18 protein-coding genes are annotated in these 19,913 nt (G+C 67.0%); 7 read left to right on the top strand and 11 right to left on the bottom strand.

The annotated features are described in order from the left end of the window. Positions 1–3: 3 nt before the first annotated feature. Positions 4–1,146: a TerC family protein gene (locus AC1DK9_RS16460; protein ID WP_476916620.1), complete on the bottom strand. Its 1,143-nt coding sequence runs from the start codon at positions 1,144–1,146 to the stop codon at positions 4–6. A gap of 356 nt (positions 1,147–1,502) precedes the next feature. On the opposite strand from AC1DK9_RS16460, the gene AC1DK9_RS16455 reads away from it, so the two are divergent. Further along, positions 1,503–2,396: a glucose 1-dehydrogenase gene (locus AC1DK9_RS16455; RefSeq protein ID WP_476916619.1), complete on the top strand. Its 894-nt coding sequence runs from the start codon at positions 1,503–1,505 to the stop codon at positions 2,394–2,396. 105 nt (positions 2,397–2,501) lie between these two features. Here AC1DK9_RS16455 and AC1DK9_RS16450 read toward each other — a convergent pair whose 3' ends face one another. Both AC1DK9_RS16450 and AC1DK9_RS16445 read right to left on the bottom strand, forming a co-directional pair. Continuing rightward, the gene (locus tag AC1DK9_RS16450) at positions 2,502–4,121 is read right to left on the bottom strand and encodes an alkaline phosphatase D family protein (RefSeq protein WP_476916618.1); all 1,620 of its coding nucleotides are present in this window, start codon (positions 4,119–4,121) and stop codon (positions 2,502–2,504) included. Positions 4,122–4,202: 81 nt separating this feature from the next. After that, positions 4,203–4,397, bottom strand: a complete 195-nt coding sequence (locus AC1DK9_RS16445) for a hypothetical protein (RefSeq protein ID WP_476916617.1) — start codon at positions 4,395–4,397, stop codon at positions 4,203–4,205. A gap of 103 nt (positions 4,398–4,500) precedes the next feature. Here AC1DK9_RS16445 and AC1DK9_RS16440 point away from each other — a divergent pair, with 103 nt between their 5' ends. After that, positions 4,501–6,330, top strand: a complete 1,830-nt coding sequence (locus tag AC1DK9_RS16440) for an AfsR/SARP family transcriptional regulator (protein WP_476916616.1) — start codon at positions 4,501–4,503, stop codon at positions 6,328–6,330. A gap of 185 nt (positions 6,331–6,515) precedes the next feature. On the opposite strand, the gene AC1DK9_RS16435 is transcribed toward AC1DK9_RS16440, so the two are convergent. The 4 genes from AC1DK9_RS16435 to AC1DK9_RS16420 all read right to left on the bottom strand — a co-directional run bounded on the left by AC1DK9_RS16435 (position 6,516) and on the right by AC1DK9_RS16420 (position 10,735). Further along, entirely contained in the window at positions 6,516–6,980 is a 465-nt protein-coding gene (locus AC1DK9_RS16435) for a hypothetical protein (RefSeq protein ID WP_476863225.1), read from the bottom strand. A gap of 209 nt (positions 6,981–7,189) precedes the next feature. Next, positions 7,190–7,393 carry a cold-shock protein gene (locus tag AC1DK9_RS16430; protein WP_056738746.1) on the bottom strand — a complete coding sequence of 68 codons (204 nt, stop codon included), beginning with the start codon at positions 7,391–7,393 and terminating at the stop codon, positions 7,190–7,192. Between the two features lie 287 nt (positions 7,394–7,680). Beyond that, positions 7,681–9,273: an excalibur calcium-binding domain-containing protein gene (locus tag AC1DK9_RS16425; protein ID WP_476916615.1), complete on the bottom strand. Its 1,593-nt coding sequence runs from the start codon at positions 9,271–9,273 to the stop codon at positions 7,681–7,683. A gap of 250 nt (positions 9,274–9,523) precedes the next feature. Further along, positions 9,524–10,735, bottom strand: coding sequence for an acyltransferase family protein (locus AC1DK9_RS16420; RefSeq protein ID WP_476916614.1), 1,212 nt, complete (start codon positions 10,733–10,735; stop codon positions 9,524–9,526). 263 nt (positions 10,736–10,998) lie between these two features. Here AC1DK9_RS16420 and AC1DK9_RS16415 point away from each other — a divergent pair, with 263 nt between their 5' ends. Further along, positions 10,999–12,177: an aminotransferase class V-fold PLP-dependent enzyme gene (locus AC1DK9_RS16415; protein ID WP_476916613.1), complete on the top strand. Its 1,179-nt coding sequence runs from the start codon at positions 10,999–11,001 to the stop codon at positions 12,175–12,177. 55 nt (positions 12,178–12,232) lie between these two features. Here the strand turns inward: AC1DK9_RS16415 and AC1DK9_RS16410 are convergent, their stop codons facing one another. After that, entirely contained in the window at positions 12,233–13,444 is a 1,212-nt protein-coding gene (locus tag AC1DK9_RS16410) for an NAD-dependent epimerase/dehydratase family protein (protein WP_476916612.1), read from the bottom strand. 201 nt (positions 13,445–13,645) lie between these two features. Beyond that, a complete protein-coding gene (locus AC1DK9_RS16405; RefSeq protein WP_476916611.1) occupies positions 13,646–14,146 on the bottom strand; it encodes an SRPBCC family protein in 501 nt (166 codons plus the stop codon). Positions 14,147–14,354: 208 nt separating this feature from the next. On the opposite strand from AC1DK9_RS16405, the gene AC1DK9_RS16400 reads away from it, so the two are divergent. From AC1DK9_RS16400 to AC1DK9_RS16385, 4 genes are all read left to right on the top strand, one after another. Further along, entirely contained in the window at positions 14,355–14,807 is a 453-nt protein-coding gene (locus AC1DK9_RS16400; protein ID WP_476916610.1) for a DUF4383 domain-containing protein, read from the top strand. A gap of 153 nt (positions 14,808–14,960) precedes the next feature. Then, the gene (locus AC1DK9_RS16395; RefSeq protein WP_476916609.1) at positions 14,961–16,550 is read left to right on the top strand and encodes an alkaline phosphatase D family protein; all 1,590 of its coding nucleotides are present in this window, start codon (positions 14,961–14,963) and stop codon (positions 16,548–16,550) included. Positions 16,551–16,620: 70 nt separating this feature from the next. Beyond that, the gene (locus tag AC1DK9_RS16390) at positions 16,621–17,001 is read left to right on the top strand and encodes a TfoX/Sxy family protein (protein WP_476916623.1); all 381 of its coding nucleotides are present in this window, start codon (positions 16,621–16,623) and stop codon (positions 16,999–17,001) included. Positions 17,002–17,003: 2 nt separating this feature from the next. Beyond that, positions 17,004–18,269 (top strand): flavin-containing monooxygenase, encoded by a 1,266-nt coding sequence (locus AC1DK9_RS16385; RefSeq protein WP_476916608.1) that lies wholly within the window; start codon positions 17,004–17,006, stop codon positions 18,267–18,269. Between the two features lie 9 nt (positions 18,270–18,278). Here AC1DK9_RS16385 and AC1DK9_RS16380 read toward each other — a convergent pair whose 3' ends face one another. Both AC1DK9_RS16380 and AC1DK9_RS16375 read right to left on the bottom strand, forming a co-directional pair. Then, the gene (locus AC1DK9_RS16380; RefSeq protein ID WP_476916607.1) at positions 18,279–18,623 is read right to left on the bottom strand and encodes a hypothetical protein; all 345 of its coding nucleotides are present in this window, start codon (positions 18,621–18,623) and stop codon (positions 18,279–18,281) included. Positions 18,624–18,796: 173 nt separating this feature from the next. Beyond that, the gene (locus tag AC1DK9_RS16375) at positions 18,797–19,852 is read right to left on the bottom strand and encodes a 2,3-butanediol dehydrogenase (protein ID WP_476916606.1); all 1,056 of its coding nucleotides are present in this window, start codon (positions 19,850–19,852) and stop codon (positions 18,797–18,799) included. Positions 19,853–19,913 lie beyond the last annotated feature (61 nt).

The following is a 19,913-nucleotide window of genomic DNA, read 5'->3' as shown; positions in this document are numbered from 1 at the left end:
CGGCTACGGAGCGTCCGATGCCCTGGTAACCGGTGCCRGAGCCGCGGGTGCCGGAGCCTCGGCCTCCGGAGCGTCCTGTCCCCCACCACCGGGCTCCCCCGCGTCCGATCCGTGCGCCGCCGTCGTCGTTTGCTTACGCGACGGACGCCGCCACAGTGGTTCCAGCCCAGCCATCTCGGCGGCGGTAGCGGTCCCGAACGGAGCCCGCGCCGGCCCCTCGGGAGCCTTACGCTCCTGGCCGCGGGTGGCCCACAGGCTGGCACCGATAGAGATGCCAAGGATCGTGGCGATGACACCCAGGGACAGCGGGGTGGGGATGTAGTAGATATCGATCTTCAGCAACATCTTGATGCCGACCCAGATCAGGACGAGCGCCAGGCCGATCTTGAGGTAGATGAACCGGTGGATCAGGTCAGCGAGCAAGAAGTACATGGCACGCAGGCCAAGGATCGCGAAGGCGTTGGCGGTGAAGACCAGGAACACCTCATCAGTCACGGCGAAGATTGCGGGGATCGAGTCGACGGCGAAGATGATGTCCGTGACCTCCACCAGGGCCAGCACGGCCAGCAGCGGCGTCGCCAGCACCAGGCCGTTCGCGCGGACCAGGAATTTCTGTCCGTGGAACTTGTCGGTCATCGGCACGTACCGGCGGAAGAGCTTCAGCGCCCGCGATTTCTCCGGCTCCGGATGTTCGTTGCGCTGGCGGATCATCCGGTAGCCGGTGAAGAGCAGGAAGGCCGCGAACAGGTACAGCACCCACCCGGCGCTGGCGATGATCGCGGCGCCCGCGGCGATGAAGATGCCGCGGAACACCAGTGCGCCAAGAACGCCGAAGAACAGTACCCGGTGCTGGTATTCCCGGGGCACACCGAAATAGGTGAAGATGATGGCCCAGATGAAGACGTTGTCCACGGCCAGGGATTTTTCGATCAGGTAGCCGGCGAAGTACTGCTGGCCGAATTCGGCCCCGTACAGCTGCCAGACTAGGACGCCGAATCCGACGCCGAACGCGACCCAGACGGCGGACCACAAGGCCGCTTCACGGACGCCGATCACATGCGCTTTTCGGTGGGCGAACAAGTCCACCGCCAGCATCAGAAGGATCACGCCAAGGACGGCCAACCAGGCCCACAAAGGAACATTCATTGAAGAGCACCCGCTTCCAGTCAGTCAACACCAACTGGAGGTCTCTCCCGGCCCGGGGGCCTGCCCGCCGGGCCGCTCAGGGGCGGCCGTACTGACGACGGAACATTTGGGGGATACTCCCCTCCACCTAAAAAGTGAAGCACACTTCACCCCTCGCCGACAACGGCCGACGCCGGGGACGCCGCCGGTGCCCCGGCCCGTCGCCCGGCGGCATCCCGCCCGGCGCCGTTGCATCCGCTCCCCCGATTTGACTAGGGTAATTACTAAGCATGCTTAGCGTGTTGTGGGATCCACCCGCCGTCGATGTCCGGCCCCGCAAAAGGTGCCGGGCGCAACGCAACCATCGGAGGAGAACTATGACTGACCAGTACACGTTCAGGAACCCCGTTACGGCGTACGAGCAGATCGAGCCGCCCGAGCAGAGCCAGCCGGAGCCCGGACTGGACGCCAAGCTCACGCCCAAGGCGGATCTCGGCGAGGACACGTACCGCGGCACCGGCCGGCTGGAAGGCCGCAAGGCACTCGTCACCGGCGCGGACTCCGGAATCGGCGCAGCAACGGCGATCGCGTTCGCCCGCGAAGGGGCCGACGTCGTGATGTCCTACCTTCCCGAGGAGGAAGAAGACGCCACCCGGATCGCGAACCTGATCGAGAAGGCCGGCCGCAAGGCAGTGAAGGTCCCCGGCGACCTGAAGGATTCGGCGATGTGCCGGGAGCTCGTGGAGACGGCCGTTAGGGAACTCGGAGGCCTGGACATTTTGGTCAACAACGCTGGCAAACAGGTGGCGCAGAAGGCCCTCGGCGACATCACCGACGTCGAGTTCGACCACACCTACAAGACCAACGTGTACGCCATGTTCTGGCTGACCAAGGAGGCGCTCCCGCACCTGCCGACCGGCTCCAGCATCATCAACTCCACGTCGATCCAGGCGTACAAGCCCTCCGAAACCCTGGTGGATTACGCCTCCACCAAGGCAGCGATCAACAACTTCACCAAGGGCCTGGCCCAGCAGCTCGCGCCCAAGGGCATCCGGGTCAACGCCGTCGCGCCCGGCCCCATCTGGACCCCGCTGCAGGCCAGCGGCGGCCAGCCCACCGAGGACCTGCCGGAGTTCGGCAAGGAGACGCCGCTGGGCCGCGCCGGTCAGCCGGCCGAACTGGCGCCCGCCTACGTGTTCCTCGCCTCGGCCGAGTCCAGCTACGTCATCGGTGAGACGCTCAACGTCAACGGCGGCATGCCGACGCCGTAACCCTCCCCGCCCAACTGGCTCGCAGTTGTTGTCGTTTTGAGCGCTCATAACGACAACAACTGCGAGCTACTTGGGTCCCGACGCCGGCCCGGCGCTCCCCCGCCGCTACCGCTCGGGCTGCAGCGCCTTGCTCCACAACACTGCGCCGTTGGAGTTGCGCAGGCTGACCGTAAAGACGTCGTCGGCGCCGAGGTCCACGTGGCCGAAGTACTGGCTTTCGCCGCTGCGCGGGGATTCGTTGGCATAGGCGCCGGCCTTGAAGAACGCCACCTCCGGGCCGAAGGTGCCGTCCAGGGCGTTCGGGCCGAAGCTGCCGGCGTTGATGGGACCGGCCACGAATTCCCAGAACGGATCGAAGTCGGTGAAGGCGGCGCGCTCGGGCGAGTAGTGGTGGGCGGCGCAATAGTGCACGTCGGCGGTCAGCCAGACCACGTTCTTAACCCGGTTGCGCTTGAACGCGGAGAGCACCCCGGCGAGCTCGAGCTCCTTGCCCAAGGGGGCGCCGGCGTCGCGGTTTGAGAGTGACTCCTGGTTGACCGGGCCGTCCGGCACCACCAGGCCCAGCGGAAGGTCGTTGGCGATGACTTTCCAGGTTGCCTTGGACTTGCTCACCTCGCGGATCAGCCAGTCGGCCTGTTCCTGGCCGAGGATGTGGGTGAGGTGGGTTTCTTTGCCGTCCGTGTTGGCGTCCTTGTAGGTGCGCATGTCGAGGCAGAAGATGTCCAGCTGCGGGCCGCGGCTGATCTTGCGGTAAATCCGGGCGGGCTCGAAGCCGGTGCCGCCGGCGCTGACGCCCGCGATCGGCTGGTACTCCTGCCACGCTTGGCGGCCGCGGGCGGCGAGCACGTCCACGCGGCGTTCGGTGTAGCGGCTGTCGGTCAGGATCTGGCCCGGGTACCAGTTGTTGTGCGTCTCGTGGTCGTCCCACTGGGCAATGACCGGGACCTCCGCGTAGAGCGCGCGGATGTTCTTGTCCATCATGTTGTAGCGGTGCCGGCCGCGGTACTCGTTGAGCGTTTCGGCCACCTTGGAGACTTCCTCGGTGACGAGGTTGCGCCACACCTGGCCGTCCGGCTCGGTCACCTCGGCGCTGATCGGACCGTCGGCGTAGATCGTGTCACCGGAGTGGATGAAGAAATCCGGCGCAGTGGCGTGCATGGCCGCGTAGCCGCGCATCCCGCCGATCTCCTCGTTGATGCCCCAGCCCTGGCCGGCGGTGTCGCCGCTCCAGACGAAGCTCTGGCCCCGCGCGGCGCGGCCACTGCGGAGCAGCCCGGTGGCCGGGGCGGTGCTGAAGGAGCCCTGCGCGGTCTCGCCGGCGTGACCGTCGGCGTCCTCGAAGTGCATGCTGACCGCGAAGCGGGTCCCGGCGGGCAGGTGTTCGGCGTTGATCCTGGCGGTGAAGTCGGTCGCCTCAGACGCGGCGCTCCCCCGCAGCACCCGCCGGAAGGCGCGGCCGCCGCGGAGCGGGGACCCGCCGTCGTCGACCGCCAGCAGGTTCGCCACCAACCGGCCCGGGCCCGACGCGCGGGACCACAGCACGCCGGAGCCGGTGGTGACGTCGCCGGTGGCGATGCCGGACGGCAAGGTTAGGCGGTTGCGGACCAGGGCGACGCCGGCGGGACGGGCGGCGCTGGCCGCTCCACCCGTAGCGGGGACGACGGCGGCGGCGCCGGCAGCGGCCAGGGCACCTTTGAGGACATTGCGGCGGGTGAAATCAGTCATGCGTCCCAGCCTTGACGGTCCGCGTGAACCGTCGGTGGCGGGCGAGTGAACGGCACCGGGCCAGCGCCCGACGCCGGCGGGTTACCGGAACCAGAGCGCGGGCAGGAAACTCCGATTCGCCGACGCGTACGGTTCGCTCGGCAGATTGCCGGCTTTCCACGGTTCGGTGGACCGCACCTCGGGGGTGTGGCCGTGGCCGTCCCGGAGGATGGCGACGAACGTCCCGGGGATCGCGACCAGCGCGGAACCGGCGAGCAGGATAGCGAGAACTTCCATTGGTATTGCACCTCGGTGGTGGTTGGTGAGTGGATGGCTTCAGTGTCTTTTGGGACCGTGTGAGCCGGCGTGTGAGCGGGGTTCCGGCGGTAAAATTGCCGGTATGGCCGACACCTGGATTCGGCTCCTCGGCCCGCCCCGGATCGAACCCCCTGACACAGCGCCCGCGGGCCCTCAACAGAGGGGCACGCCTCCCGCGCAGCCCCGGGGCCGCAAGGCGTGGGCGGTACTGGCCTACCTCGCCCTGAGCCCGGCCGGCGTCGCGCGCGCCCGGACGGCAGCGCTGCTCTTCCCGGACGCCGCGGATCCCCTGGGTGCCCTGCGATGGAACCTGTCCGAGCTGCGCCGTGTGCTCGGCGGGCCGGCGATCGCGGGCGATCCCTTACGCCTGGAGCTGGCGCCGCCTTGGCGCTGCGATGTGCTGGAGCTCGGTTCCGCCGCCGCCCGGGACGTGGACCCGCGCCGGTTCGAGGGTCAGCTGTTGGAGGGCCTGAACTTCGCCGACAGTCCGGTGTTCGAGTCCTGGCTCGCGGACCAGCGGTTCCGGCTGGAGAACGCAGTGCAGTCCCTGTTCTACGACGCCGCGCTGGCCTCGCTGGCGGTCGGCGTCCCGGCGGAGGCGGCCGCCCTCGCATCCCGGGCGCTGCAGCGGGATCCGTTCAACACCGACTGCGCCACCGTGCTGGTCAAGGCGCTGGTGGCCCTCGGTGAGCGTCGCCGCGCCCGCGAGCAGGTCACCAGGTTCGGCGAGTTGTACCGCGCGGAGCTGGGCCTGCCGCTGCCGGAGGAGGTCAGCCGGGCGCTCTCGGAATCTGGTTCCACAGCGGATGCCGGCACTCCGGCGAACGCGGCCACCGTCCGGTCCTACCTCGACGCCGGCGCCACCTCGCTCTCGGCCGGCGCGGTGGACCGCGGACTCGCGCAGTTGCGCCTCGCCGTCGAACTGGCTCAGCGGGCGGGCGAGCGTCACCTGCTGGCCGAGGCGCTGGTCACCCTCGCCGGGGCGGTCATCCACCAGGCGGGCGGACGGGGCGCCGAGGTGGCCGACTTCCTGCACCGCGCGCTGACTGCGGAAGCGCCCGACGGCGGCTCCCGCACCGCCGCGGCAGCTTACCGGGAGCTGGGCTACCTGGCCGTGCAGCGCGGCGTGCCGGACCGGGCCGCCGGCTGGCTGGCGAAGGCGATGCGGGCGGCCAAGGGATTTCCGGACGAGCAGTCGAGGATCCTGGCCATCCGGGGCATGCTGGCCTCGGACACCGCACGGTATGGGGATGCGGTGGCTGCCCTGGCCGAATCTGTGCGGCTGGCTGCCGAGGCGGGGAATCGCCGACAGCAGGCATTCGGTGAGGCGCTACTGGGACGGGTACATCTGATCCGAGGCGAGCTGGGCCCGGCGGGAGCGTGCCTGGACCGGGCCCTGGCCGGGGTGGCCGCCGAGCATTGGACGGCGTTCGAACCGTTCGTGGCGGGGCTGCGCGGCGAGACCTACCTGGCCGCAGGAAAGCTCGAGCAGGCTGCGGCAATGATCGACCGGTCCTGGGTGATGGCCGAGCTGGCCGGCGACCACTGCTACATGGCCCTCGCTGCCGGGGCCGAGGCGCGGCTGTTCCTGGCGCACGGGGACCTGGCCGCCGCGGAGCACTGGGTGGGCCGCGGCCTGGAACCGACCCCGTGGTATCTCTGGTACTCGGCCCGGCTGCTGGACGTCGCGGCCGAGGTGGCGCTGGCGGCCGGGTCGCCGCGGGCCTCCGAGTTCGCCGACCGGCTGGGTTCGTTGGCCAGCCGGTCGGGGATGCGCGAATTCGCGGTGCGCGCGCAGTCGCACCGGGCCGCGCTGGGCGATCCGGACGCCGCGGAATCGGCGCAATGGCTCGCCAAAGAGATCGACAACCCGGCGCTGGCGGGGTGGGTGGCACGGCGGCAGGCGAGGTGAATCGGCCCGCCGCCGGGGCCGACGTCGGGTTGGTGCGCCCGTCCGCGGACCGGGCCGACGTCGGGCGGGTGCGCCCTGCCGTTGCGGCGGGTGCCGTGCCAGCGGCCCCGGATGCTCTCTCAGCTAGGGCTGTTCTGACGGCTCCAGAACAGCCATAGGTGAGAGAGCATCCGAGCTGGGCGCCCTCAAGCGCGTGCTGTGTCCACGAAGGGGACCTGCCCGGCGTACTGCTGGTAGAGCTTGACGGCTTCGTCGACGTCGATGTGCCCGACGTCCAGCGAGACGGCGAGGCTTTCGAGCTGGGCGCTGCAGGTCTCCGCGGCGCTGACCCGGTCCGCGACGGAGCGTGAGGTGGCGAAGTTCGTGGACAGCGCGGCGGCGACGGAGAGAATCACGGCGAGCAGGCACAGCACGCGCCAGACGATCGAGTCCTCGCTGAGCGAGAGCAGGCCGGCCGTGGCGTGGGTGAAGCCGGTGCCGCCTACCGCGGGTCCGGCGGTGAGTGCGGCGGCCAGGCCGCTGCCCACGATGCTGACGTTGGAAAGCCGGTTCCGCCGGGGCCGTTCACGGGCCAGGTAGGCACGGACGGCCCGTTGTTTCTCGTCGATCCGGTCGGACAGCCGTTGCCGGGCGTCTGGTGCTTCGCTCATGGTCTGATGCCAGCTTCCCTCGCCGCTCCTTGGGGTTCCGCGTGGTGGCGACCGCGGACAGCATCAGAATGCTCCCGCGGGTGTGCGGTGTCTAGGGGGCGTTTCCGGGGAGGGGACAGCGCCGCGGGGCACTTCCGGGTTAAACAAAAGCAGGGCCCGTCCGAAGACGGGCCCTGCTCGAAACCTAACGGTCCCGGGTCTCTAAGAAATTAGAGAGCCTGGATGTTGGTGGCCTGAGGACCCTTGGGGCCCTGCTCGGTTTCGAAGGAGACCTTCTGGTTCTCTTCGAGGGAGCGGAAGCCGGAGGAGTTGATCGCGGAGTAGTGCGCGAAAACGTCCTGCGAGGAGTCATCGGGGGAAATGAAGCCGAAGCCCTTTTCAGCGTTAAACCATTTGACGGTACCAGTAGCCATTATTTTTGTCCTTCGTGAAGGTGGAGGAAAAGTCCCGACTTTCGGGTCCTCCAGTGTGGGGTGCTCAAAACCGCTGCTTCAGAAGAACACGGGCTTTCGACCGTGCGTACTGCCTGAACTACGAACTGCATAAACACAACAACAGGATCTACTCTACCGGAGTTTGGCGGGCCGGTTTACCACGCGTCATACAGCCCCGCGGTCCCCTCGGGCCCGGACACCCAACCTCCCATTCTGAGGAGCTCTTGAAAACTCCCCCTGGCTAGGCATCCGGAGCTTCAGGGCCCCTACTCGCAGGCGATACCGTCACTGTCCCGGTCCAGAGGGCTTCTGTAACCTGGCTGTCCGATAAAGATCGGGGCCGCGCCCGCCGCCCTAGCAGCAGAGCAGTTAGCGTAGTAAACCGCCGAAACGACGGGAACCGGGGCAGCGGGCGCAGGAACGGCAACTCTGCGGCCGGCGGAAGACTTGCCGAGGGTTGTGTATCCGGCCTTGGACGCGGTGACGCGGACCGACAGAGTGGCACCCGCAGCGCTGGCAGGGATCCGATACGTAGCTCCGGTCGCACCGGAAATCGCCCGACCGGAGCGGTACCACTGATAACGGAATGCGACAGGGGCGGGCGACCAGGATCCGCGGTTCAGGGTCAGCAAACGCCCCACGCGGGCCGTACCGGTAATGCGCGGGGTCGACCCCGCCAGTATGCCCTTAGCCACGACAGCAGTTGCTCCGGAGGTCTTGCCGAGAGTGGTGTAGCCGGCTTTAGATGCAGTAACGCGCACTGTGAGTCTCGCACCGGCAGCGCTGGCGGGGATCCGGTAAGTCGCGGCGGTTGCCCCAGCAATCGCCCGGCCGGAACGGTACCACTGGTAGCGGTAGGCAACGGGCGCCGGGGACCAGGATCCACGGTTGAGGGTCAGCACACGTCCAACGCGGGCAGTGCCGGTAATCCGAGGCGTGGACCCTGCCAGCACACCCTTCGCCACTACCGCAGTCGCTGCGGACAACTTGCTGACGGTGGTGTAGCCAACCGCGGAAGCGGTGACGCGAACGGTGAGTCTGGCACCGGCGGCGCTGGCCGGGATCCGGTAAGTGGCGGCGGTCGCCCCAGAAATTGTTCGGCCGGAAAGGTACCACTGGTAGCGGAACGCCGAGGGGGCCGGCGACCAAGAGCCGCGATTCGCAGTTGCGAGGTATCCCACCCGGGCCGTACCGGTGATCCGGGGCGCAGACCCGAGCAGCGTACCCTCCGTCACCACCCCGGTCGCCGCAGACATGGCCGTTGCGGTGGTGTAATCGGGCTTGGAACCGGCCACGCCCACCACCAGCGAGGCACCCAGGTCACTTGGTGTCAGGGTGTAGGTCGACCCGGTAGCACCGGTGATGGCAACTCCGGCGCGGTACCACTGGTAGCTAAAAGAAACGGAGGACGGTGCCCAACTGCCGGGGTCGGCGGACAGTACATATCCGACCCTGGTAGTGCCAGAGATACTAGGGGTGCCAGCGGCGAGGGCGTATTTGGCCACCACGGCGGCGGACGTCACCGTGCTCACGTCGTAGCCGGGATTGGAGCCGGTCACTTGTACCGAGATCGCCTTCCCGACGTGGTCTGCGCCAATGAGCAGGGCGGCCTCGGTCGCCCCCGCCAGGGGAACTCCATCAGCCAGCCACTGATACTCGAATGTGGTGCCCGGGGTCCAGAGACCGGGATCGACCGTCAGCGTCGCACCTACCGTGGCGTCGCCCGAAAGAGACGGGGTTGAGACGGTCAGCGTGCTGTCTTGAACAACGGCAGTCGGCTCACTGGTACTCGTAACGTCCGAAGATGCGACTGCAGGCAGCACCCCGGAGGCAGTGACAACTGCAACGACTGTGATCAATTCCGCTAGGCGACGTGTCCAAGACGAAGCGGGTGTGGCGCGGCAAACTTTCAAAGCTCATTCCCCCAATATTCAACTACTTCAAGATTCAACTGAGAGAACTATGCCACAGCTTTCGCTGGAATTACCTACCCGTTTCCAGCCGATTCCTAACGAATGAAAAGCAGCCCAATTGTCGGCCGGCAATGGCGCTTCCAGAGCGCACCACTTACCAATCGACCGACGACGATTTCTCCACCCCTCGGGCCGGCTAGGAGACGGGCTCCCGCTCCCGGACGCTGGCGGCCGACGTCGTCGCCGCCTCGGGCGCGACGTCCGGCACCACCGGGGTTTGCCCGCCCCTGTTGCGGCCAAGGCGCCGGTCCACCGCACGTCCGGCAGCGATCGAGAGGCGCTGGGCAGGCTGTTCCACATAGCGGTAGAACAGTTCAGCCGCCGCGAAGCAGAGGACGACGGCGACGGCGAGCGCCAGCGGCAGCGAGACTCCCCGCATTAGCGTCACGCAGGCCAGGATGATCGGCAGGTGCACGAGGTACAGGCTGAAGGAGATGCGGCCCAGCCATTGTGCGGCGGCGGTGTCTCCCAGCTTCTTCGCGGAGGCGGTCAGCAGGAACACCAGGACGAGCAGTGTGGCGCCGACAGTGATGAGCGCCTCCACACCCTTGACGGGTTTGGCCGGGCTGATCCATTCGGCGTTGGCCAGGAAGAGCCCCGCGGCGGTCAACGGGAGCCAGACGAGCCGCGGCCAAGAGTCGGTCAGCTCCCGGATCCGGTCCCGCTCGACGCCCAGGATCGCACCGATGGCAAAGATCGGCAGGTAGATCAGCCACTGCACTTCCTGCAGGGCGCCCAGCACGGTCAGGCCGACGGCGAGCGCCAGTTTCAGGTGCCAGATGCGCCGCCACTTGAGGGCGATCAGGACGTAAAGCGGAAGCAGCAACGAGAACAGCACCTCCCACCGCAGCGTCCATAACGGCGTATTCACGGTACTCGCGCCGAGCACCAGCAACCCGTCGCGGGCCACCCGGCCAAGCTCGGGGTCCACCACGTACATGTCAGCCCACGAACTCTGCAACGGCGACGCCGTGCGGGGCACCAGCGCGATCAGCGCCGCCGCAAGCCCCAGGGCCGCCCAGGCCGGCAGGTAGAGCCTCAACAGCCGCTTGACGTAGTACGAGGCCCAGCCTTTGCCCCGGCCGGCCTTGGTAAAGGGCAGGATCAGGACGAAGCCGGAGAGCACAAAGAAAACGTGAACCGCCGGCGTGCCGTTCCAGAGCAGATGCAGCGGCGAGAACACCGCCCAGGTCTCCGCGCCGTTGAGTGGACGGGAGCGTTCGTCGAATACGACGTGGCCAATTCCGGGCACGACGGAGAGCACGTGGCAGGCGACGACCACTAGGGCGGCGAGCCCACGGAGGCCGTCCAATTGCGTGACTCGGGTGGTTCCAGGCTGTTTTGGCATCAGCCCCATGTTACCAGTTCGTTATATTTTGCCGATGGCTGGCGTTAGCTCGCTGGCATGGATTTGGGACCTCGCCGCGGACCGTCGCAGTCCGGTTCCCGAGGGAGAATTCCCGGGTGTATCCTCCTGGCTACGCAGCGGCATGCCTTCTGAAAGCGGGCGCTTTCCGGGTATTGACTACTCGTGACACGTGGTCACCGGGGCTATAACTTGAGCTTCACTCAGTACGGGTCGAGGTAGAGGTGCCAGGCGGGGAGGCAACCATGCGTAAGAGTGCAACTCTGGCCTCCAAAGCGCAGGCAATCGAGGCTGCGGCGCTTCCCGGCCCAGTCCGCAAAGGCCTCACGCCGTTATCCGAGAAAATACTCTTCAACTATGCCACCGTTGCGCCGATGAGCCGGGCCGCCTATGAAGCCGCACGCACATTCATGGCGGATTTTTACCTCTATGGGCCCCCCGAAGTTCTCTACCAATACGACACACTGGCAGACGACATGGCCACCGAAGCCGCCCGGCTGCTCCATTGTTCGGCGGAGGAAGTCACGTACCTAAAAAATACGACCGAAGGCATCATGATGGCGAGCGAAGCCTTGCCGTTGCAGCGGGGCGATGAGGTATTGGTACTCGGCAACGAATATCCCGCAAATCTGCTGCCGTGGCTGCGTAAGCGCCAAGACGGCGTGACCGTGAAGGTAATCACGGGCCGTGACAATGAAGGCGCGTTCCTGCGGTTGCTCGAGAGCATCGGCCCCCAAACCAGGGCCATAAGCATCTCCTCGGCCCAACAGTACGACGGATTCATGCCCGCTCTCGGCTTGCTTTCGGACGTGTGCCGGGGCCGGGGCATCTTCCTGATTGTCGACGCCGTCCAGCACGTTGGTGCGCGGAGGATTGACCTGGCCAAAACCCAAGTGGACATCCTGGTGTGCGGCGGCCAAAAGTATCTGCGCGCCGGTATGGGCATCGGGTTCATGTACGTCAACCGGAACGTCATGCCCCTCCTGCGCGACAGCAAAGCGGGCATTCGCAGCGTGGAACGCTTCGACGAGAATTCCTACGTGCTGAAAAGTACGGCCGCGCGCTTCCAGGATGGCACCCAAAATGTCAGCGGGCTGGCGGCCCTGCATGCGGCACTAAGGGAAACCAACGCCGTCGGGATGGACGCCATCGAACGGAAAAACCTTGAGCTCCTAGCGGGGATCAAGGACATTCTGCGCGAACACAACCTGGACTTCATTGATCACGGCACGAAGCAAAGCAACATCGTTTCGATCCGCACCCCCGATCCGGCCGGCCTATGCGGATTCCTGACGGAGCGCGGCATCTACCTCAAGCCCATCCAGGACGTAGCCCGAATCTCCTTCATCCACGAGTCCAGGCTGGAAGACGTCGCGGTCCTGGCCCGGATTACCCGGAAATTCCTCGACGGCGGCAGAAGCTAGCTTTTACGCGGCTCGCACGTGACGCCGCCAGCTGCGGCGGGCCCTGGGAGCAGGCTTAGCTGGCAGCGGCTTGCCCCGCCGACCACTTGACCCTGGGCATGATGATGGCCGGCTCGATGTCGTCCCGGTAGCGGCGCGTGAACTCAAGCATGGCGGCCAGCTCTGCCTGCAGCCGGGCCTCCAGGTCACTGTGACAGGCCCTGATTGCCTCGTGCACTTCCACGCGAGGTTCGAGCTTCCCGGTCGCTTCGTGGCGGGGGTTGGTGACGTAATCGATTGCGACCGAGGGATCGATGTCTGCGAGTTTTTGGGCGATTTCGCCGATGCTCAAACGGTGGGTGAAATTGTGCACCATCTGGTGTTCACCGGCCTCGACGTCGAGGTCGATGAACTTGAGGAAGTTTTCGACCGTGTCGGTCAGGCTGATCAGGCCGGTCTTCTGGGTGCCATCGCCGTAGACAGTGAGGGGATGGCCGATGACGGCCTGGCAGACAAAGCGGTTGATGACCGTGCCGAAGACGGCGTCGTAATTGAACCTGGCAGCCAAGCCGCCCCGCTCGGGTGCATGGTTTTCCGGAATCGTTGCGCCAAAGATGGTGGCTTGCTGGACGGTCATGACCTTCAGGCCCCACATTTTGGAGCAAAGGTCATCGATCAGCAGGTCGGCGATTTTCGACTGATGGTAGAAGTCGGTGGCTTGCATCGGAAGGAAGCTTTGCAGGACCTTGTGTTGCCGGCCCTCATGTTCGAAGGCAAAGTCGTGCTTGCCAAGCGGGACAGCGTCCGTGTCGGTGGCCATGTAGCAGCCTCCCGAGCCAAGCTTGATGTATTTGGTGGCTTGACTCAGGTGCGCGAGAGCCCACAACACGTTGAGATGGCCGACGATATTATTCGTGAAAGTGGCTGCCGCATTTTCCGCGCTGCTCATTGAAAACGGCGCCGAGGGCTGCTGGGCCGCATTAATGACGACGGCGGGCCGGTACTTTGCTAGGACGTTCTCAACTGCCTTTGGATCCAGCAGTTCGACCTTCTCGAATGAGAGATTCTCCTTCCCGAAGATCCGTGTGTACTCCGCGATGCGCACTTCGGGGCTCCGTAGGGGCACCAGGACCTTGGCCCGGGCTTCCTTTTCCCAGCGGCGCTTGATGAGGTTGTCTACCAGAACCACCTGCCGGCCGGTGCGGTTAGCCATCGCCAGACCCAGCGTCCAGCCTAAATACCCATCCCCGCCAAGAATCATGAGCACATTGTCGTTCGTCTCAATCATGGCTGAGCCCCATGAAAATCACGCTTTCCGCTTTTACAAAATGCATGAATGGTTCTGTAATTCGAGAACGTAGAGCAACTCTGCCCATGAGTCAATGGTTTGGGTCAGCTCATAGTGCGACTTTAGCCCGCGAGGTTGCAACGACGGCGCCTACCAGGCCCGGGTGCGGGAGTTCCGCGCCGGGACGGGAGCCCAGTAGCTCTAGGCTCGGACGATGCCAGCCGGATTGCTGGACTCGGCGATCCGCTTGATCGCTGCGAGCGTCCTCGGAATGCCGTCGAGCGCCTGCTGGGTGCGGTCCGCGATTTGGGCGTCCGCCCCATCGCCGAATTTCTCCCCGAACATGGCGATCCCCTCCGGCAGGAATTCCCACGTCTCGCTCAGGACGGTTCCGGCGTCGGACGGGGTGAGGGTGAAGCCCCAGCGCACATACTTGCCGCCCACCACCCACGCGAATTCGCGGCCGCGCTCGGCCGCCACCACCTGCGACCGGGTTTCCCAGTACCGCGTCGGGAGCTCGTTGCGGCCCGTGAACCAGGCACCGACCTGGCCGGCGCTGTCCTCGTCGTCCCACCAGCATGACGTGCAAACCGGGCTCCACTCGCCGGTGCGGGTGATGTCGGAGACCAGGTCGTAGAGCGTCTCGGCTGATGCGTTGATCGTGACCGAGTCCTGGTATTGGCGGATGCTGTGCTGAACCATGAGTCCATCCTTACAGACGCTTCCCCCCTTCCGCCGCTGTTTGTCGCCGCCGGTAGCCGCCGGGGGTGCCTTCGGCTCGCAGCAGGAAGGCCTGATACTGCCGCGAGCAATCCACGGCCCCGGGTCCTCCGAATTGCTGGCATAAGCACAGGACCGGCCGAACCACAGGCCGCTCCCTCACCGCAAGCCCGCACCCAAGGAGCCAGCTATGACAACCACGAACCACACCCGAACCACAGCCCGCACCACCGTCCAGAAGGCCAGCCTCGCCGTCGGCGCCGTCTTCCTGCTGGTCGGCATCCTGGGCTTCGTCCCGGGCATCACCACCAACTACGAGACGCTGCAGTTCGCCGGCCACCACTCCGAGGCCATGCTGCTGGGCCTGTTCCAGGTCTCGGTCCTGCACAACGTTGTCCACCTGCTCTTCGGCGCCGCCGGCCTGCTGCTGGCCCGCACCGCCACCGGCGCCCGCTCCTTCCTGCTCTATGGCGGCATCGTCTACCTGGTCCTGTTCGTGTACGGCCTGCTGGTTCCCGAAGATTCGGCCGGCGACTTCGTGCCGCTGAACAGCCTGGACAACATCCTGCACCTGGTGCTCGGCGCCGGCATGATCGCGCTGGCGGTTATCCTCACCAAGGGCCGCGCCAAGGCACACGCCTAAGACGCCGCCGCACGGAGCACCGCTCCTCCCCAACAACCGCGCCCGCCGGAACCCGGCGGGCGCGGTTTGTTGTGTCAGGTCTTGTCGCGCAGTTAACTGCCCATTCATGTCTTCCTTGGATTGGGTCAATTCGGCGTGAATAGCGTGGCAGGCATGGACAACATTTCGCGCAGATCCGTTCTTTCCGCCGGTCTCGGGGCCGGGCTGGTCGCCGCCTGGCCGGGGGCCGCCGTCGCCGTTTCCACCGCGGACGACGCCGGTCTCCGCTCCGATCCGTTCCGGCTCGGCATCGCCTCCGGCGAACCGTGGCCGGACGGTTTCGTGATCTGGACCCGGCTGGCCGTGAACCCCGTGGCCGGGGACGGCCTGGGCGGGATGCCGTCGCGCAACGTCTCCGTGTCGTGGGAAGTGGCCGAGGACGCGGGGATGCGCACGGTGGTGGCACGCGGCGTTGAGCAGGCCCGGATCGAGACCGCGCACTCGGTGCACGTGGAGCTGCGGGGCCTGCGACCGGGACGCGAATACTTCTACCGGTTCCGCACCGGCCGGCACCTGAGCGCTGTGGGCCGGACGCTGACCAGCCCGGCGCTGCACGAGACGCCGGCGGCGCTGGCCATGGCGTTCGCCAGCTGCGCGCAGTATGAGCACGGCTACTTCACCGCCTACGCCCGGCTGGCCCAGGACCACCCGGACCTGGTGCTGCACCTGGGCGATTACCTGTACGAGTACAAGAAGGACAGCTACGTGATCGGCGGCGGCAACCCGCGCGACCACGAGGGTCCGGAGACCGTGAACCTGGCCGGCTACCGGCAGCGGCACGCGCAGTACAAGGCCGACGCCGACCTGCAGGCAGCGCACGCGGTGGCGCCGTGGCTGGTGGTGTGGGATGACCACGAGGTGGACAACAACTGGGCTGACGATGTGCCGGAGAACCGGGACGCCGGGCAGTTGAACGACACGACCGAGCATTTCCGGCAGCGCCGGGCCGCCGCGTTCCAGGCGTACTACGAGAACATGCCGCTGCGGCGCTCGTCGGTGCCGGCGGGCGCCGACATGAAGATCTACCGGCGGTTGCAGTGGGGCCAGCTGGCTAACTTCCACATGATGGATACCCGGCAGTACCGGGACGACCAGCTCGCCGGCGACGGCTGGAAGAAGAACGTGGTCGAGCGTCTGGCGGAGGACCGCACCATCACCGGCGCGGAGCAGGAGAAGTGGCTGCTGGACGGCTTCCGGAACTCCACGCAGCGCTGGGACATCCTGGGCCAGCAGGTGTTCTTCGCCGAGCGGGACCGGAACCAGGCACCGGAGATCGACGACGTCTCCATGGACGGGTGGGACGGCTACGCCGCGTCGCGCCGCCGCATCACGCAGGGCTGGGTGGACGCGAACGTGCGCAACGCGGTTGTCCTCACCGGCGACGTGCACCGCAACTGGGCGAACGACGTCAAGGTCGACTACAAGAATCCGGACGCGCCCGTGGTTGGCTCGGAACTGGTCTGCACCTCCATCACCTCCACCGGCAACGGCACCGGCTCCACCACGGACGCCACGATGGCCTGGAACCCGCACCTGAAGTTCTACAACGACAACCGCGGCTACGTGAACACCCGCATCACCAAGGACGCCATGACGGCGGACTTCCGGACGCTGGACCACGTCACGACGCCGGGCGCTCCCGTGAGCACGAAGGCATCGTTTGAGATCCGGGACGGGGTGCCGGGGCTGGCGGCGCGGGGGTAGGGGTCTGTACCCGGCGCGGCGCCGGGCATATCCTGCGGTGACCGAGCCCTTCCCGCGTCCGGAGGAACAGATGGAGATGCCCAGGGCGTCAGACGCCGACAAGGAACACTTCCGCGCGATCATGCCCGACCGGGCCGAGGTGGTGGTCAAGCCGATGTTCGGGAACCTCGGGGCGTTCGTGAACGGGAACATGTTCGCCGGCTTGTTCGGCCCCACCATCGGTGTGAAGCTCTCCGAGGCGGACAAGGAGACGCTCGAAATTACCGAGCGGACCGTACCGTTCGGGCCGGCCGAGCGCCCCATGGGCGGCTACACCGGATTGCCGGAAATCTGGAACGGCGAGGGCGACGGCGATGAGGCGCGGGCCAAGGCCTGGGTGGAAAAGGCGTTCGAGCACGTGGCCGGCCTCCCGCCGAAGGCACCGAAGGCGGCAAAGGCCCCCAAGAAGTAGCCGTGACCTCCCCCGGCGCAGGACCAGTCCACGAGATTGACACCCTGGTGATCGGCGCGGGCCAGGCCGGCTTGGCGACCAGCTACTGGCTGAGCCGGCACGGCGTCGACCATCAACTGCTGGAGCAGCGGCCGGAACTGGGCGGCGCCTGGCAGGATCGTTGGGATTCGTTCTACCTGAACACACCGAACTTTGCCTTCCTGCTGCCGGAACTGAGCTACGACGGTCCGGACCCGGATGCCTTCCTCACCCGCGACGAGGTGATCGGGCTGTTCCGTGACTACGCCGCTCGGATCAAGGCGCCGGTCCGGCTCGGCACGGAGGTGACCCGGGCCGCCGTCGTCGACGGCCGCTTCACGGTCGAAACGAACCAGGGCCGCTGGCACGCACGGAACGTAGTCCTCGCGAACGGCGCCTTCCAGCGGACGCGGATTCCGGCGTCGGCCGCCACACTGCCCCCACACCTCCGCCAGCTGCACAGCCACGACTACCGCAACGCGCAGCAGCTCCCCGACGGCGCGGTGCTGGTGGTGGGTACCGGGCAGTCCGGCGGGCAGATCACCGAGGACCTGCTCGCCGCCGGCCGGGAGGTCCACCTTTCCGTCTCCGCCTGCCCCGAGGCCCCGCGCCGGTACCGCGGACGGGATGTTTTCTACTGGATCCTGCAGCTCAACCTCCACGGCCCCGAGTACGGCATCAACGGTCTCCAGGCGGACCAGCTGCCCTCACCGGCCGCGCGCTTCATGTGCAACCCGCTGATCTCCGGCAACGGCGGCGGCCACAGCATCCACCTGCGGGACCTCGGCCGCCGGGGCGTCCGCCTGCACGGCCGGTTTGAGGGAACGGACGACGGCGGCCTCGTCTTCAGCGACGACCTCCCCGCACGCCTCGCCCTGGTGGAGGCGGGGTTCGGTGGGCGGCTGGGCCGGATGGCCGACGCTTATATCGCGGCGGCCGGCATCGACGCCCCGCCCGCAGAGCCTGTGCCGGCGGACGACTGGCTGCCCGCCGAATCGGGGGCGCGGCTCGACCTGGCTGCCGAGGGTGTCACCTCGGTCATCTGGTGCACCGGCTACGGCCTGGACTTTGGCTACCTCGACGTGCCCGTGTTGGACGATTGGAACTACCCGCGTCACCGCCGGGGCGTCACTGAGGTCCCGGGTCTCTATGCCGTGGGCCTGCCCTGGCTCACGAAGCATCTCTCCGCCACGCTGTCCGTGGTGGGCGACGACGCGGAGTTCGTGGCGGAGCACATCGCGGGGCGGTGACGGGGCGTGCTACCTCCGGGAGGCCCCCGGTAAGGCGGCGCAAACCTGCGCCCGAAGCTCGGCGTCCCGGAAGGCCTGGTCCCAGTCGTCCTTGTCGCCGGCGACGACCCAGCGGCGCTGGACCGACCACCGGGAGAGATAGGCCGGCGCCGGAGCCGGGGCGGGGCTCGGGACGGCCGGAGCGTTGTGGTAGAGCTTGGCTGCCGGGGCGGCCCGCGGGGCGACTCGGTGCCGGGTGCGTACATGTTTGACGATCGCCACGGTCAGGACCAGCGCGAGGACGAACAGCCACGTTGCGGCGATCACGTAGACCACCACGGCCAGGAACAACAGGAACCCAAGAATTCGTGCCATGGCAGCATTGTTCCAGACCCGAGATGGGAACACCCGCCTGTTACCCGGCTCAGAAGCTCTCCGCCGACCCAGCGTCTACCGGCGCCGTGGGCCTCGGAGCCACCCAACCCGCAGCGTTGCCGGGGCCCGCATAGTCCCGGCAACGCACAGCGCAACCCCCGGCGCTCCTGCCGCTAGGGATGCACCAGCACCTTCACGGCGGTGTCCTTGTGGTTGATCAGGATGTCGAAGCCCTGTTCCACGAGGTCGTCGAGCGCGATCCTTCCGGTGATGAAGGGCTTGAGGTCTACCTTGCCCTCCTGCACCATCTTGATGACCGCGGGGTGGTCCCGGACGTAGGCGATCGTGCCGCGCAGGTCGATCTCCTTGAGCACCAGCTTCTGCATGTCCACGGTGGCCGGCGCACCCCAGATGGACACGTTGACCACCACTCCCCCGGGCCGGACGGCCTCGAGCATGGTGTCCAGCACCGCGTTCACGCCGGCACATTCGAAAGCGACGTCGGCGCCGGTCCCGCCGGTGAGTTCCAGCACCCGGGCCGGGACGTCCTCCTGGCTGGGGTCCAGCACGTGGTCCGCCACGCCGCTGGAGAGGGCCTTTTCCTTCCGCGCCTGGGTCAGTTCGCTGATGATCGTGGTGACGCCCATGCCCTTGAGGACGGCCGCGGTCAGCAGCCCGATCGGGCCCGACCCGCCCACCAGGGCCACGTCCCCGGCCTTGGCGCCGCTGCGCGCCACCGCGTGGTGCGCCACGGAGAGCGGCTCGATCAGGGCCGCCTCATCCAGGGGGATGTCGCCGATCGGGTGCACCCACCGCTGGTCCACCACGATCTTTTCGCTGAGGCCGCCACCGCCGCCGGAGAGTCCGATGAAGCCCATCTGCCGGCACAGGTGGTAGCTGCCCGCCTGGCACATGTCGCAGTCGCCGTCCACAAAATAGGGTTCGACGACGACGTTGTCCCCCACCGCGAGCCCTTCCACCCCGTCGCCGACCTCGGACACGGTCCCGGAGAACTCGTGCCCCAGGGTCACCGGTGATTCCTCGTGGGAGAGCGGGTGCGGATGCCCCGGCGCGGGGCAGAAGATGGGGCCTTCCAGGTATTCATGCAGGTCCGTCCCGCAGATCCCGCACCACGCGACGTCGATCTTCACCGCGCCGGCCCGGAGCTCCGGCTCGGGGATGTCCTCGATCCGGATGTCCTTGCGGCCATGGAAACGTGCTGCCTTCATGATGGTCCTTTCCTTCCGTGGAGGTGGCGATCTTTCGACACCCGGGGCTGCGGCGTGCCCG

Source organism: Arthrobacter sp. 01T414, from assembly GCF_056398965.1.
Note: the sequence above shows the minus strand (reverse complement) of the source record. Positions and strands in the feature narration are given on the sequence as shown.